This is a genomic window from Rhizobium sp. ZW T2_16 (assembly GCF_044987325.1).
GTDB classification, from domain to species: Bacteria; Pseudomonadota; Alphaproteobacteria; order Rhizobiales; family Rhizobiaceae; genus Neorhizobium; species Neorhizobium cellulosilyticum.
On sequence record NZ_JBJDRG010000044.1, the window covers coordinates 1 to 13,775 of the forward strand.

The 13,775-nt window shown below is 56.0% G+C and carries 12 protein-coding genes and 3 pseudogenes; 7 read left to right on the top strand and 8 right to left on the bottom strand.

The annotated features are described in order from the left end of the window. Window positions 1-294 precede the first annotated feature (294 nt). Complete coding sequence (locus ACI3K0_RS30240; RefSeq protein ID WP_206828759.1) at window positions 295-1,044, top strand: SDR family NAD(P)-dependent oxidoreductase; 750 nt, start codon at window positions 295-297, stop codon at window positions 1,042-1,044. A gap of 16 nt (window positions 1,045-1,060) precedes the next feature. Here ACI3K0_RS30240 and ACI3K0_RS30245 read toward each other — a convergent pair whose 3' ends face one another. The 4 genes from ACI3K0_RS30245 to ACI3K0_RS30260 form a co-directional block, all read right to left on the bottom strand. Then, window positions 1,061-2,023 carry a helix-turn-helix transcriptional regulator gene (locus tag ACI3K0_RS30245; protein WP_353654259.1) on the bottom strand — a complete coding sequence of 321 codons (963 nt, stop codon included), beginning with the start codon at window positions 2,021-2,023 and terminating at the stop codon, window positions 1,061-1,063. A 272-nt stretch (window positions 2,024-2,295) separates the two neighbouring features. After that, window positions 2,296-3,132 carry an alpha/beta fold hydrolase gene (locus tag ACI3K0_RS30250; RefSeq protein ID WP_206828796.1) on the bottom strand — a complete coding sequence of 279 codons (837 nt, stop codon included), beginning with the start codon at window positions 3,130-3,132 and terminating at the stop codon, window positions 2,296-2,298. Between the two features lie 537 nt (window positions 3,133-3,669). Continuing rightward, window positions 3,670-4,581: an MBL fold metallo-hydrolase gene (locus ACI3K0_RS30255; protein ID WP_206828758.1), complete on the bottom strand. Its 912-nt coding sequence runs from the start codon at window positions 4,579-4,581 to the stop codon at window positions 3,670-3,672. Window positions 4,582-5,243: 662 nt separating this feature from the next. Continuing rightward, window positions 5,244-5,831, bottom strand: a complete 588-nt coding sequence (locus ACI3K0_RS30260) for a glutathione binding-like protein (protein ID WP_206828757.1) — start codon at window positions 5,829-5,831, stop codon at window positions 5,244-5,246. 459 nt (window positions 5,832-6,290) lie between these two features. Here ACI3K0_RS30260 and ACI3K0_RS30265 point away from each other — a divergent pair, with 459 nt between their 5' ends. Continuing rightward, entirely contained in the window at window positions 6,291-6,914 is a 624-nt protein-coding gene (locus tag ACI3K0_RS30265) for a hypothetical protein (protein ID WP_206828756.1), read from the top strand. 22 nt (window positions 6,915-6,936) lie between these two features. On the opposite strand, the gene ACI3K0_RS30270 is transcribed toward ACI3K0_RS30265, so the two are convergent. From ACI3K0_RS30270 to ACI3K0_RS30280, 3 genes and pseudogenes are all read right to left on the bottom strand, one after another. Further along, window positions 6,937-7,554: a hypothetical protein gene (locus ACI3K0_RS30270; protein WP_206828755.1), complete on the bottom strand. Its 618-nt coding sequence runs from the start codon at window positions 7,552-7,554 to the stop codon at window positions 6,937-6,939. A gap of 103 nt (window positions 7,555-7,657) precedes the next feature. Next, complete coding sequence (locus tag ACI3K0_RS30275; protein ID WP_206828754.1) at window positions 7,658-8,056, bottom strand: SyrB-like regulator; 399 nt, start codon at window positions 8,054-8,056, stop codon at window positions 7,658-7,660. 295 nt (window positions 8,057-8,351) lie between these two features. Next, window positions 8,352-8,711: pseudogene (locus ACI3K0_RS30280) on the bottom strand (CorA family divalent cation transporter); the annotation flags it as partial. A gap of 43 nt (window positions 8,712-8,754) precedes the next feature. On the opposite strand from ACI3K0_RS30280, the pseudogene ACI3K0_RS30285 reads away from it, so the two are divergent. The 5 genes and pseudogenes from ACI3K0_RS30285 to ACI3K0_RS30305 form a co-directional block, all read left to right on the top strand. After that, window positions 8,755-9,215, top strand: a pseudogene (locus tag ACI3K0_RS30285) (CorA family divalent cation transporter); the annotation flags it as partial. A 300-nt stretch (window positions 9,216-9,515) separates the two neighbouring features. Next, window positions 9,516-11,318, top strand: coding sequence for a diguanylate cyclase (locus ACI3K0_RS30290; protein WP_206828752.1), 1,803 nt, complete (start codon window positions 9,516-9,518; stop codon window positions 11,316-11,318). Between the two features lie 61 nt (window positions 11,319-11,379). After that, complete coding sequence (locus ACI3K0_RS30295; RefSeq protein WP_206828751.1) at window positions 11,380-12,318, top strand: DUF6929 family protein; 939 nt, start codon at window positions 11,380-11,382, stop codon at window positions 12,316-12,318. Between the two features lie 268 nt (window positions 12,319-12,586). Next, window positions 12,587-12,892: an NIPSNAP family protein gene (locus ACI3K0_RS30300; RefSeq protein ID WP_206828750.1), complete on the top strand. Its 306-nt coding sequence runs from the start codon at window positions 12,587-12,589 to the stop codon at window positions 12,890-12,892. A gap of 221 nt (window positions 12,893-13,113) precedes the next feature. Next, the gene (locus ACI3K0_RS30305; protein ID WP_206828749.1) at window positions 13,114-13,413 is read left to right on the top strand and encodes a hypothetical protein; all 300 of its coding nucleotides are present in this window, start codon (window positions 13,114-13,116) and stop codon (window positions 13,411-13,413) included. 137 nt (window positions 13,414-13,550) lie between these two features. On the opposite strand, the pseudogene ACI3K0_RS30310 reads toward ACI3K0_RS30305, so the two are convergent. Continuing rightward, window positions 13,551-13,775, bottom strand: a pseudogene (locus ACI3K0_RS30310) (hypothetical protein); the annotation flags it as partial.

Here is a 13,775-nt window from a genome sequence, read left to right on the forward strand (position 1 = left end):
CAACCGTATCAAACAGATGCGGGGCCTCGCCACGCGATACGACCGACGTGCCGATAACTATCTCGCCGCTCTCAAGCTTGCCGCAACGAGGATATGGATTGCCTCAGCTAATGAGTCCGCGTCCTAGTGAACATTCGGTGTTTGCCCCGCAGACGTGCGATGTCTGTGGCGACCTTTCCGATTGCCAGTCGATCGCAACGTTCGATGGCACAGGTTTTCACAAGAAAGATCCAAGCCCGTGCGTGAGAGCGCATCGGCAATTGGATTCCGCTCAATTTCAATGGAAACAGAACAATGCAGCATCTCAAGAACAAAATTGCCGTCATAACCGGCGGCAATAGCGGGATCGGCAAAGCCACTGCTCAACTCTTTGCCGATGAAGGCGCGCAAGTCATCATCACTGGCCGGCGGGCGGATATAGTCGCCCGGGCAGTCGACGAAATTGGTCGCGGAGCTGTGGGTTTCGTCGGTGATACCGCCGATCTGGAGCATCACCAGAAACTGGCCGAAATGATTGCCGAGAAATTCGGTAAGTTTGATGTTTACATGGCCAATGCCGGCGTCATCACTCTCACGGCCTCCAGCACGGTGACGCCGGAAGAATATGACAAGCACTTCGCCATCAACACGCGGGGTGTCTTCTTCGGAGTGCAGGCGATGGCGCCGTTGATCCGGGATGGCGGCAATATCATCGTCACAAGTTCGCTCGCCGCAACAAAGGTACTGCCTGATCACAGTGTCTATGCGGGATCCAAGGCGGCGGTTTCTGCCTTCGCTCGAAATTGGGCAATCGAGCTGAAACCACGGAAAATCAGGGTCAACATATTGAGCCCCGGACCTGTTGAGACCGCAATTTTGGGCAAGCTCGGCGTTTCTGAAGACCAGCTCCCGGACTTTGAGCAGCATATGGCGTCGCTTATCCCGGCCGGGCGCATGGGTCGGCCAGAGGAGCTTGCGCGCGCGGCGCTGTTTCTTGCATCTGATGCTGGAAGTTTCGTCAATGGGATCGAGCTTCACGTTGACGGCGGCATGACGCTGGTCTGAGATCTATCAGAAGGCGTCACAGGGCAGCCCTTCGCCATTCGCTGGGTGTCATGCCTGTATGACGTTTGAATGCGAGGCTGAAAGCCGTCAGCGTCGCGTAACCCTGTCGTTCTGCAATCTCGGTTACCTGTAAACGCGGATCGCGAAGCATCGCCATCGCTTGCTCCATCCGCCGTTGACGTAGCCATTCATGTGGGCTGACACCTGTACTTTTCTTGAAGGCCCGGCAGAAATGAAAACGCGAGAGGTTCGCTCCGCCTGCGAGCGCCCCAAGCGAGACGTCTTTATCATCGTCCGAGGAGAGCCGTTCGAGGCTCATTCGCAAGACGTATGGAGAAAGCCCCCCCGAGATGTTCCTGAAGGAATCAGCGATATCTCGGTGGGCTTTGACGACGTGAATTGCAATCAACGTCGTTAGCTGCTGACGATATAGATTTTCCAGATATGCCGGTTCAACTGAAGGCTCAATCGACCTCTCGAGAAGCGTTGCCAGTAAGCTGTCGGGTCGCGCCGTACTTTCCATCAGGGAGGTCGTGGGGCCAGGACATTCCTTGGCGATCTGCTCGAGCAGTTCGGGCGCCATGTAAGCCTGCACAATATCCATCGGGCCATGTATGTCCCAGCGTGAGCTGGATCCGGCTGGTATGAAAGTTATTGTGCCCCGCCGCCCCACGGATGAGTGGTGGTCCCGCCCAGATTTGCGCTCAAGACGCTGCATCGCGCCGAGATATGTCATCACGACATGGTCGGACATCGGTTTCACGACATCATGGAACGGTTGATGTTTCCAGCGGGCAAGCCGGGTTTCGAAGGGATCGTGCACGCTAAAGGATGTCAACGGCGCGGTTCGCAGGACGCGTTCCATTTCGACGTCTGCCTGAACTGGCGGCGCAGGTTGATCGGGAGCGTCCATTGCGTCCTCTTCAAGGACGCTCTTTTCAATATCGGACGTGTATTTCTTGGTCGTCGTGTGAGCCACGAGTGTATCCTTCCTTCGGCTCTTTGTTGGAGACGTAGAAGGATGATATGCAACAGGAGGCGCAGAAGGTATCAGTCGTTGGATTATATCATCTAAGCTGTTGTTCGTAGCGACTTAACGACTTCGTATAGCATCCCCGTCAATAGTGAAGGCGCTCAAACCGAATGGTAGGTCGATTAGCTTTCATCGCTATGATACCAGACTTTTTCATAGGATTAAGTCAATGAGAGTAGAGAAGGCGGCACGGGTCATGCGCCGCCTCCCGGCGCTGCTCAGCCTCTAACGAAAGCAAGCAGGTCTTCGTTGATTACATCGGCGTGCGTCGTGCACATTCCGTGCGGCAGGCCTGCGTATGTCTTGAGTGTGGAGTGCTTGAGTAGCTTGGCGGAGAGGGGTGCAGAGTCGGCGATCGGAACGATCTGGTCGTCATCACCGTGTAAGACAAGTGTCGGCACAGTGATAATTTTCAGATCTTCCGTGAAATCGGTTTCCGAAAACGCCTTGATGCCGAGATAGTGTGCATTGGCAGCGCCCATCATTGCCTGCCGCCACCAGTTATGAATGATCGCATCGACCGGTTTAACGCCATCCCGATTGAATCCATAGAATGGGCCGCTCGGCAGATCGAAATAGAACTGGGATCGGTTGGCGGCAAGCTGGGTACGAAGATCATCGAAAGCCTCAATCGGGAGCCCGCCAGGGTTATTCACCGTCTTGACCATGATCGGAGGTACAGCACCGATAAGAGCCAGCTTCGCGACTCGCCCATGGGGTTCACCATGTCTGGCGACGTAGTGGGTGGCCTCGCCTCCGCCCGTGGAGTGACCGATGTGGATCGCGTCTCGAAGATCCAGATGTTTTGCGACGGCGGCGAAGTCTGCTGCGTAGTGCTCCATGTCATGACCGTCGCTGGGTTGGCCTGAACGCCCGTGACCGCGGCGGTCATGCGCAATCACGCGATAACCTTTGCCGAGGAAGAACAACATCTGAGCGTCCCAGTCGTCCGATGATAGTGGCCACCCATGGTGAAAGACGATCGCCTGAGCATCTCTCGGCCCCCAGTCTTTGTAGAAAATCTCAATGCCATCGGTGGTGGTCACGTAATTGATATTCTCGCTCGCACTACTGGTGCTCATACCCCTTTTCTCGTTTGTTTTTGCAGAAGCGCTCAATGGCGCTGCTGCAAGAATTGGCGCAGAGAGGCCGGCAACCAAGAAGCCACGGCGGAACGGCATCGCCGGCGCGGGGAGGCGGTTATTGATAAAGGGGCGAGTCGAGGAAAAGCTCTCAATCATATTTATCTCCGTTGTGAGCCATTAACGGAAGTAGTTTTACTGAAATCGATCAGCGCGAGACCTTGCGGAGTTGCTATAAGTATCGCGTGATTGCCAATTTCGAACACGTGCAAAGAGTGAGCGGCAGCTCATGAGGCTATCTCTCGGCACTTCGGGAGCAATCTATAATGGGAGGACCTTGCTCTATCCGCACCAGGTAGAATTGCTCGTGCGGGAAGGGCCACAACACCCGAAACAGGTTGAGCAAGAAGGATCTTGAATACGTGTAGCGCCCTTGTGGCTCGCCTCTAAAAAAGAAACGCCGCCCTGGATACCCCCAGGGCGGCAAAGAGAGGTCAGTGTCTATTTACCTTAGTAGTCCCAGGGCGCCGGCACCCAGCGGTAGAGCTTTTCAGATGGCGCCACTCGTCCCAGCGACGGGAACGGTAGGTGTGTAGAGACAAGCCAAGAACCCGTCCCTGCCAGTTCTTCCATGAGCCGAAGTCGAACGTTCGTAGCCTCTTCGGGGTCGTGTTCGAAACCATTGTGCCACTCCGGATGATCGAAAGACACGGGAAATAATGCATCCCCGCCAAACATCAGTCTTTCGCCTTTGGAAGAGATGCGAACCACACTGTGACCGGGCGTGTGGCCTCCCGTCTTTGAAACGGTCACGCCTGGTGCAATCTCAACCTCTTGCTCGAATGTCATAAGGTTATCTGCATAGACGGAAAGGAATTCTTTTGAGGCACCACGAGCGAGTTCTGCAAGATCCGGAGGCATCGCTGTGCGCGAAAAATCCGGGGCATTCCAAAAAGCAGCCTCGGCTGCAGAGAGATGAACACGAACGCCACTTGGTAGACGGTCCTTGACGCCCCGTACGAGAAGCCCTCCCACATGATCAAAATGCATGTGGGTCAGCACAACGTCTGTTATCGACTCAAGGCTGACACCCGCTGCTTCAAGTCGCGTTGTGAAATGGCCGGCACGAGGAAAGTTCGGGTACTCCTCTCCCAGTCCACTATCGATGAGAATCGTTTGGTCGCCACTGCGGACTACGACAGCGTTCAACGCCCAGTCGAAAGCGTCGTGATCAAGGAAGCGCTCATCAAGCCAGGCGTTGCGTGATCCTGCATCAGCATTAGTTGCCATTGACTCAGCGGGGGGCGTCAAAATGCCATCACTTATGATGATCACTTCAATGTCACCGATGTTGATGACATAGCGAGACGGGACCAATTCGTCCCGCAATGATTTGATACTTCCGGTCAATTCCAGATTCATTGTTTGCTCCGTTAACGAGTGATGGATTCGGCGGCAAGGAGACAGTCAATGTCGCCAGCCGCAATCTTTCTAAACTCGGCGGGGCAGCGTTTGAGCTCTACGTGAGTATCAGCGCCTACGACGAAAGCTGTATACAGCTCGAACATAGGCGACATATGGGACGCTTTAGATATGCGGCGAACACTGGTCGAACTGGAGCGCATCGAACGGGGCGCTCGATGTGGAAGACGGGGTACAGCCGCACAGGATCATCTTCAGCGGACAAAGACGTCAGCCGGTGGGGGAGGATTGACGGAACCTCCAGCTGACTACGGTCGCGAACGAATATGGCGAACTTGCTATCTCTGGCGACGCTCCATCGTAGCCCTAACGATCTTACGTTTCGATAACGCCTTATCGTCGAAGGACTCGAGCGGACCTGTATTGGTCTGGACTTCCCAAAAGCGGAACCTGCTTGGAAGGCGGCGATAGGCAAACCTTGCAGAGCTTTTGGCCCACTCCTGCGGCCAAAAATCTTGCAGCCTAGCAGTTCGCCCGGGGCCAGTTTTATAGGCTTTGGCTGCAAGTCTGGGCGGTGGATATCAATGCAGAAACAAGGGACGCGGAAACACAGCTAACGCGCGCCTGGCGCGGCATGAGCCAGGTTCGCGTCAGCGGCGATGTTATTGGTTTAGGCCTTCTGCCTTCATTGCCACGCTAATATTCAAGCGCGATTTCAACCTTTCGCGATAGTCGACGAGATGGGGTTCCAAGCTTAGCGAATAGCGCTCTGCCCACAATAGCATCACGAAAAGGTAGAAGTCCGCAACGGTGGGCTTCTCGCCGAACAGAAACGCTCCCTTGAAGCTTTCCGACAAAAAGCCAAATCGGGGGACTAGGGCAGCTTTTGCACGAGCGATCTCGTCTGCGCTTCGATGTGACCAGAGAGACTCAAACCCCTGATGCAACTCCGAAGAGATGAAAGCCAGCACTTCGAGCAAGCGTGTGCGACCGAGATTGCCCTCGACGCCGAGCTCGGGGTAGCTCGACGCTATCCAGTCCAGTATCGCGACGTTTTCGCTGATAATATCTCCGTTGTCCAAGACGAGTGCTGGCACATATCCTTTCGGGTTGATCTTCGTGAAATCGTCACCAGAGGAAGTGATTTTTGTCTGCAAGTCGACACTTTCGATCTCGAACACGGCACCTGCTTCTCTGAGAGCGATATGATCCGAAAGGCTGCATGCGCCTGGATAGTAGTAAAGTCTCAAGGGACCCTCCTATTTGTTATGTGCAAAAGCGACCACTAAGACTGCTGGTCGATTTCACGCAGCAAATTAAGGTGCCCGCCGGATCCGGAAAATCAGACTAGGATAGCCTGGTCCAGCGGGTTCCCGCCCTGAGTACACCAATCGGAGATGGTCTATAGCGCGGTGGAGTAGGCTTTCCTCTGATTGAAAGCTTGAAGCGCTGTTAATCGCGGGTCGTAGGTTCTGTACCTATCAAGGCGAAGAAACGCACGGCGTTCTCGTCGCCAGCTAGCGGATGTAATGGATGACGATTACAAAATGCACCACGGCCAACGGGAAACAGCTTTGCCTATTTTCTCTTGGGTGGAACCCAACGTGATCTCCAATATGGAGAAGACGCCTGACATCGTGTAGATATTGCAAATCATCGCAGGCCGACGGTCGTTGGTGTCGCGTTCCGCAAGCTTTTTGAACTGACTCATGAAACAACCAAAGCGCAATTTTGTCATCGAATACAAGTCTGGCCGGCGTAGGTCGGTGACTACGCAAGCCAATTCCATCTGGGGTAATCTCGATCTCAAGTCCGTTGCTAGAGCGGTTGAGACGGATCTGCCAGGACAATCGCTCGGAATTGACGGTCCAGCCAAAGATGCAGTTTTTTCAATGCACTCGGAACAGCACATCGTCGCTGAGACCAATGCTGCGAAGGAGATCATCTCGCCACGAGATGGTGAACTAGCCGTCGAGAGTATCGATCTCGGAGCGCCCGTTGACAATGATGCGCAGATCGATGCCGAAGCAGCGGTCGGCGCTACCGACGTAAGAAGTTTAGCCGAGGGTGATGCAACGGGAGAGCCTGCTAGAGCAAAACCAAGTGGTGCCAAGCATAAACTCCGCCGCGTTCGACAAGCGGGCGCTGGCGCAGGCCGTAAACCGGTTAAGCCGATGTTGGCGAAGCCGAAGCCAGCTTCATTTTCTGAAGTCGATGAGGAGTTGGCAGATCTCTTTCAGCTTGAGGAAGAGAACCGCCAGTTGAGACGCTTACTGGTTACGAAATTACGCGAAGAAAATGCCTGGCTAAGCGAACGGCTTCAACGCCGTTGATCCGCAGTCGCACCGTGTCCGGTTATCTTGCATCAAACCTGGCGAGCATCTCGCGCAGTTGCGCGTTCTGCGCGGAAAGCTTTTCGGCAAGCTGGCGCCGCAAAGCATAGACCTCCGCATCGAGATCGGCCATCTCATTGATAAGCGATTTCGGGACGGCGGACGCGTTGTCCTCCACTTGGCTCAATGGTGCCGATTGCTTCAAAACCGGTCGGGCCGTTTTCCGGCGCTTGAGTTCCGGTATGGCTACTGGCTTGGGCAAAGCATCTGCGGTCGGCGTCTGTTCTTGTGCAGCGACATTTTCCTTGATCTCAGTCGGTGCATCTATGAGTGCTGCATCTTTGGCATCCGCAGAATTGGCAGAGCCTTCATCCCCGGCCGGTGCAGATGCGTCTTCGGAAATCTGAATGGGCTCGAAGCTGGCGTCCGAACTGGGGCGAGCGGCATCGACTTGTTCTTTCGCAGCGATCTCAATGGATTGCTCCGCGGGCTTCACTTCGATCTCTGGATGTGCTTCTGCGGTCGCCGGTTGATGTTCGAGAGCGATGGGTTCAGGGGAAGCTGCAGGATTATCTTCCCGATTATCCACCTTCGGGTTGCGCGACACCAGGTCAGCAACAAATCTCCATGGTGTTCTCATCGCATTCGCCCTCGGCATGGCGACAGGATACTGCCGCAGTCATTCAGATTGTCCAGGCCATTCGGGCCTGGCGATTTCGCGTATGTGTTGACGGTGTCAAGCGTCAAGCCTTGCCGAGGCGGTTGCGCAGATCGGCATTCTCAGAACGCAGCTTGTCGGAAAGCTCCTTACGCAGCTGTTTGTTCTCTTCCTCAAGCTTGATGAGGTCGGCGATGTCGTCGACGGGAGCAACGGGGGCCGTAGCTGCCTTCGCTCGCGGCATGCGGGTGGCGACCTTCTTCGGCTCGGTAACAGTCTTGTCGGCCTTGACTGGAGCAGTCTTCGAACCGCGTTTTGCACGCGTCTTCTTGACTGGTTGTTCGGCAGGTGACGCGGCGATTTCCGAGGTGGCGATTTCGGCGACAGCCTTTGTAGCGCGAGGTTTGCGTGTCTTCTTTTCAGCGGCTGCGACGGCCGGCGCTTCGGTCGTGGCAGTGGTCTCAGTCATCGTCTCGTCGGCCATCGGGTTCTCCTCTGTCAGGCGCAAAAGCATGTGTTCCGCCATTACGTGAAGTCAATCCGCAGGTATAGCCATTGGTGGGAAATAAGCGCGTAAACCGGCGCAAAGTACCGATTAGTCATTCATTCGATGACGCGGAGCCGATCCTTGCAGCGATTTAACTGCGGGTCGTAAGTTCGCGCCCACTCAAGACCGCCATCATGGACTCGGTCTTTCCGCCGGGAAAAGGATCCGAAGTACATGGCAGAGACGCCTCTCCAATGAAGTATCGCCCTATTTCCCGCAGCCTGCAGCTTGCCTACAGCCATCCTGCTTTCTTGAAACGTGCATAGAGGATAGCACATATGGCCGCGATCACGGCGAGGACCACATAGTAGCCGTACTGTGTTGCGAGTTCAGGCATGTGCTCGAAATTCATGCCGTAGATGCCGGCAATTGCGGTCGGCACGGCGAGAATAGCGGCCCACGCGGCAAGCTGGCGAGTAATTGTCCCCTGCCGCTGCTGTTCAAGAAGATTGGACGCTTCGAACACCGAGGTTATGACGTCACGAAGCCCGCCGACAACGTTTTCGACCCGTCTGACATGATCGTGGACGTCGCGAAAAAAGGGCTTGGCGTTCTCGTCCACGCACGGAAGATCGAGATGGGTGACCTTCCCGCGTTTTTCGAACCGGTCGTTCACTCCTGTTTCCGAGATATCAATGACAGTCGTTGCATCCTACATCTACCGGAACGGCAAGCGGACCGAGGAAGTGCTGCTCGCCCAGCAAAGCTTTGAAGCTCGCGACGGCGAGTTCGTCTGGATCGGCATTGCCGAGCCGACAGCCGATGAGATGGAAAGTCTCCGGGCCATGTTCGGCCTTCATCCGCTTGCCGTAGAAGACGCTTTAAATGGCAGGCAGGTCCCGAAGATCGACATCTATGGCGACCAGCTGTTTGTCGTCATCAAGACGGCACATCTGGAGGGCGACAAGATCGCCTAGGGGGAGACTTGCATCTTTGTCGGAAAGCATCACCTGATTTCCGTTAGACATGGCTCGGCTAAAAGCACGTGCTGATCTCGTTTCTGGAGCGCGAGCAGATCCGGCGGATCTTCCGGATGAGGCGCCAAGTGATCAAGTTGCAGCGGGTGCTCGGGCCACTGTCCGAAGTGGTCGGAAAACCTCTTATCGTACGATAGTCTGCGTCGAGGCCGCCATATAGATGCTGAACTGCCCGCTAATATCGACTAACTTGAGGCGTTGCGAAATCGGATTGCCGATCAGCGTAAGCAGCCGAGAAGAAAAATACTGCACGCATGATCTTGCATGCCTCATCCCTTCGAACCCAACCACTCCTCAATCTAAGACCTCATTCCATCGGGTTCCTGCCGATTTTCCCGGTTGTTGCGAAGGACCTTGCCGTGAGCTGGACTGCTCTCTCCTTAAATTCTCGTTCAAGCATCCCGTGGTATCATTAGCGAATGAGAATAAGCACCATCACCAACTGGGCCTACGGCGTAACGGTCGTATTGACGGCTTTATCCGGCGCCGCCTTCATCATGTCAGTCCGTAGCGCCGTCGATGAGCGGATCGCAGTCGAAGAACACCTGAAGCTTGATTCCCTTGCGGAGGAGCTTGCGCTCGGAGCGGAGGTCAGAAGCGATGACGCGAGGCTCTACGTGATGCGTGGAGAGGAGCGCCACCTCCTGGCCTTCCAGCGAGATGAGGAAGCCGAGCGTCGCCTTGAAGCGGCCGCCGAGCAGCTTCTGTCGGTTGGCCTGCCGTCTGCAGAGGCGGATGCGCTGAGAAAGATCGAGGCTGGTGCCGAGGAACTCGATAAGATCGAGATCGAGGCAGTGGAGGCGTATCAGCGCGGCGAAAGAGGTTCCGCTCAAGCGATGATATTCGGGCCTGAACATGAAAGACTCCAATCGGAATTGCTCAGCACGGTCTCTCACCTGCGAGACCTGACCGCGGCCCGCACTGGTGCTCAACTGGATGCTGTGCGGGAGCGTAGCGACTGGTGGAGTTTGGTCGCCAAGACCATGCTCGGTCTGACCGGCGCTCTTTTCCTCGCGGTGCTATATTTCGTATTGAGACGACGCGTCGCCATGCCGCTCATAAGGATGACGGGCATCGTCGGACGACTAGCGAAACAGGATTACACGGTCGAGGTCCCAGCCGACAGCCGTCGTGACGAAATCGGCGAAATGAACACCGCCATCGAAATCTTTCGCGCCAATGGCATCGAAAGGAACCGGCTTGATGCGGAACGGCAAGCTGATCAGCGTACAAAAGATCTGATCCTGCAGATGATGCACCGCCTTCAGGCGTGCCAGAACCAAAGCGAACTCGCCGATATCGTTGCGCGCTTCGCACCCCAGATCTTTCCGAGCATCGCCGGCGGCCTTTACGTCTTGAACAACAGCAAGACCGTGCTTGATCGGGCCGCAGAATGGCTGGCACCGCATTATTCGCCAGATAGTTTTCCGGCGTCAGAGTGCTGGGGCCTGCGGCGCGGGCGACCCCATGCAAGCGGCCTGTCCGACGGCGACGTTCCCTGCCAGCACATGGAAGGTGAACGCACGGCTGCTTTGTGCGTTCCGCTCACTGCTCAGGGCGACATGATCGGCCTGATCTACCTGGAGGAGGGTAAAGGAGCAGCCATCCACCTCGAACAATCTAGGCTCTATCTCGAGCTGATTGCCGAGAATGTCGGGCTTGCCATTGCCAACCTCCAGCTGCGGGAGAACCTCCGATCTCTGGCTATCCGCGACCCATTGACCGGCCTGTTCAATCGCCGCCATCTGGACGAGACGCTACAGCGGTGGGCAGATGAACATGGGTTGGATTCGCTGACTTGTCTGATGATCGACATCGACTATTTCAAGCGCTTCAACGACGAATATGGTCACGACGCGGGCGACATGGTCATGCAGTATGTCGGTCAAACCATCCGCGACATCATTGGCGATAACGGCATCTCATGCCGCTACGGCGGCGAAGAATTCACGGTGCTACTCCCGCGCCAAAGCGAAGACGAAGGAGAGGCACTCGCTGGAACCCTGAGACGGGCAATCAGCAGCGTCACACTCGCCCACGCGGGCCGCACGTTAGGAACCGTAACCGTGTCACTGGGCATCGCGTCATCGCCACACGGCGGTTCGATTGAAACGCTCGTGTCTCGCGCAGATGCGGCCTTGCTGTACGCCAAAGCGGATGGACGTGACAGGGCTGTGGCCGCGGGCAAGATGGATATGAGAATAGCACCCTCGGATGAATGATCGGTTCGATAACGCATCGCAGCCCATGGAGCCCGGGCCTTCATGGTGATAGCAAAGACCGATGATCGTAACGAACGAACTTCGAGAACTAGACGTCTCTCCGGAGAGATCGGACCTGCAGCCGCCTTACATCAGCGCTGCGAGCGGTCTGGTCTGCGTTGGCTCGCATATCTACGTCGTTGCTGATGACGAGCTATGTCTTGGTGTGTTTTCCGCGGGTGACAATGAGCCAGGTCATCGGATCCGCTTGTTTGCGGGCGACTTGCCCATAGCCAAACCCGAGCGAAAGCGCCAAAAACCGGACCTGGAAGCAATCGTCTTCGTCCCACCCTTCGAGGGCTTTTCGTACGGTGCTCTGCTGGCTCTAGGTTCGGCATCGCGGCCAAACCGCGGACGCGGTATTCTCCTTGGCCTTGATCCTCTGGGTGGGATCAGCGGTTCACCTGAGCAGATAGATATGGCTCCGATGCTTGGCCCGCTTCATCAAGCGTTCGCCGATCTCAACATCGAGGGAGCAGCCGTGGTTGGCGATGAGCTTCTTCTGTTTCAGCGCGGCAACAAGAAACATAATGAAAACGCGATCATCCGTTACCCGCTGCTGCCGGCTCTCAAAGCTTTGCGAGGTCTGGATGCAGATACATTTGCGCCATCCGCCATCACGCCAGTGAATCTTGGTATGATCGAGGGCGTTCCACTCTGCTTCACCGATGCGGCGGCTCTACCCAATGGCGACGTGGTGTTCTGCGCCGTGGCGGAAGATACCGGCGATGCATATCTTGATGGCAACTGCGTAGGGGCTGCAATTGGGATCGCTGACAAACACGGGCGGTTGCTCTCGTCGTACCAACTCGAACAGCCATACAAGGTGGAAGGCATCAGCGCTCAAATGAAAAATGACACGCTGAACCTCCTTCTCGTTACCGATGCGGACAACCCCGCGATACCGGCAAAGCTCCTGTCAGGATTAATTCCGCTCGAGGCCGAGGCCTCTCGGTATTGATGCCGGGCGCGCGAGACTTATCCGCAGCAGTTGTTTTCGGCGGCGCTCGGTCCGCAGCATGCCTGTGATGCCTTCCGTCTTTCCTGCTCCAGCCAACAATCGCGCGGCTTACAGCTCGCCGGACGCGGCGCAGTGATAAGTGCTGATGAAATCGGTTGGCTTTAGTCCGAGACAGCCGATCCCTACCATGTTAGCCGGAGGTATCCCACGCATGTGAGAAGAAGGACCCATATGCAGTCGCAAACCCGCAACCTAAGGACATTTTCGATTGATTACCTGCTACATCAGATACGTTATTGACCCCCATAAGCTCCCCGAGTTCGAGGAATACGCGCGGCTCTGGATCCCGCTCGTCAATCGCATGGGAGGGACGCATCATGGCTACTTCCTGCCGAGCGAGGGCGCCAGCAATATCGCGCTGGCTCTGTTCAGCTTCCCAAGTCTGGCGGCCTATGAGGACTACCGGATCAGGATGGCTAGTGACGCCGAGTGCATTGCAGCATACGAACTGGACAAGCGCAATCGTAGCATCGTCAGCTACGAGAGGTCCTTCATGCGTCCACTGTTGGATTAGTTGGCACTGTCAGCTCTGACTTCGTCCACCGGCCAGGCGGCGTGGACAGAGGTGCCCGGCTTCCGGGAGTTGCCGTATGAGCGAGACATCGTCTCCGGCCCTTTTTACATACTTCGGCGCCCAGGCTTTCCGAGGTGGTCGAGTTGAACAGCCTACTGCCGCCGGAACGGAGATACGTCGAATCTGACGGAGCGGTCCGCAGCTGGATCAGGTGACCGATAATGAAAAACAGAACGATAGCGGTATGGTTGTCGGCGCTCGCCATACCGGTGATTACCCTGATCGGCGCTCAGATCGACACGACCTCCGGACCGTCAATCGGCGGTGGAGGCTACGATCTTGGTCCGTTTTTGTATTCCTGGCTGCTGGTAATCGTCACAGGTCTCTGGTCGCTCTGCGTCTGCGCGGCCGCGTTGGTGTACCGAGACCGCGCATCGTCAAGGCAAGCTCTGATCCTGATAGCGATTGGGATCATCACTCTCGCCATGATATTGGTTTTCTACCGAGACAACCTCTCGTAAATTTCGCTTATGGTCGCTCGTTGAGGACCCAGAAACGCCATGAAGGCGCGGACCTTCGGTGCGAGATGGTCGGCTCACGGACACAGCACGAGATCGGCCGGGGAAGGCTTGTCGAGTAGATACCCAGCTGAGATAAGTCATCCGTCATCGAGTTCAATCCAGACCGGCGCATGGTCGCTGGTGTGCTCCCAGCCACGCGCAAACTTGTCGACACCGGACGCGATTAGTCGTTCGCTGTTGGTTTCCACGCGGAACTGAGCCGGTTTTTCCACCGAGAAGTGAGCCACCTCTGAGTATGGTTTTTTGATCAGGCTTTGGTCAAGGGATTGGCCTTTTCTCCTCTCTTCTGAGCTGCTGCGGCC

What these genes read in the sequence shown, in the direction of transcription:
- ACI3K0_RS30240 (WP_206828759.1), top strand. Translation starts at nt 295, where the DNA reads ATGCAGCATCTCAAGAACAAAATTGCCGTCATAACCGGCGGCAATAGC.
- ACI3K0_RS30255 (WP_206828758.1), bottom strand. Translation starts at nt 4,581, where the DNA reads ATGAATCTGGAATTGACCGGAAGTATCAAATCATTGCGGGACGAATTG.
- ACI3K0_RS30265 (WP_206828756.1), top strand. Translation starts at nt 6,291, where the DNA reads ATGAAACAACCAAAGCGCAATTTTGTCATCGAATACAAGTCTGGCCGG.
- ACI3K0_RS30270 (WP_206828755.1), bottom strand. Translation starts at nt 7,554, where the DNA reads ATGAGAACACCATGGAGATTTGTTGCTGACCTGGTGTCGCGCAACCCG.
- ACI3K0_RS30275 (WP_206828754.1), bottom strand. Translation starts at nt 8,056, where the DNA reads ATGGCCGACGAGACGATGACTGAGACCACTGCCACGACCGAAGCGCCG.
- ACI3K0_RS30290 (WP_206828752.1), top strand. Translation starts at nt 9,516, where the DNA reads ATGAGAATAAGCACCATCACCAACTGGGCCTACGGCGTAACGGTCGTA.
- ACI3K0_RS30295 (WP_206828751.1), top strand. Translation starts at nt 11,380, where the DNA reads ATGATCGTAACGAACGAACTTCGAGAACTAGACGTCTCTCCGGAGAGA.
- ACI3K0_RS30305 (WP_206828749.1), top strand. Translation starts at nt 13,114, where the DNA reads ATGAAAAACAGAACGATAGCGGTATGGTTGTCGGCGCTCGCCATACCG.